At 60.6% G+C, this 574-nt stretch carries 1 pseudogene; it reads left to right on the top strand.

Annotated features, from left to right (window positions below):
- Positions 1–28 precede the first annotated feature (28 nt).
- Positions 29–574: pseudogene (locus CN311_RS31710) on the top strand (calcium-binding protein); the annotation flags it as partial.

Genomic DNA, 574 nt, shown 5'->3' with positions numbered 1-574 from the left:
GGATCCCACCGGCAAATACCACACCCAGGTGAGCGCTGCGAACCTGAAGGCGGAATCCGACTGGATCCATTCCCATTTTCCGGGCGCCAAGACCTTCATTACCCTGATGGACATGGGGTCGTACACAGATTCCAATTACAACAATACCTACAATCCCGCCAACACCGGGATCGACTATTACGGCATCAATCCCTATCCGGTGCGCACCACCGCGGTGGACTTCAACTACATCGACAGGGCCGTGGCCGCGGCGCTGGAGGCAGGCATCCCGCAGAGCGCGATCATTCCGGTCTATCAGACGTTTGGCGGCGGCGGCTGGGCGACCAATACGGGCGGCTCCTATGTCATGCCCACCACGTCCCAGATGCAGACCATGATGGACCACTGGGAAAAGCTGGTTCCCAATCCCGCCTTCGACATGGCCTACAAATGGGCCTCGCAGAACGGCGAAACCTCGCTTGGCAACACGCCGGCGATGCAGTCCTTTTTCCGGGCCCACAACGCGGACACCGGAACTGGGACGACCACGCCGCCTCCAACCACTCCGCCTCCGACTGTCCCACCTCCAACCATC

Origin of the sequence: Mesorhizobium sanjuanii (assembly GCF_002529485.1) — a bacterium.
Classification (GTDB): Bacteria; Pseudomonadota; Alphaproteobacteria; order Rhizobiales; family Rhizobiaceae; genus Mesorhizobium; species Mesorhizobium sanjuanii.
The sequence above is the reverse complement of the archived record's forward strand: the minus strand, read 5'-3'. Positions and strand labels throughout refer to the sequence as shown.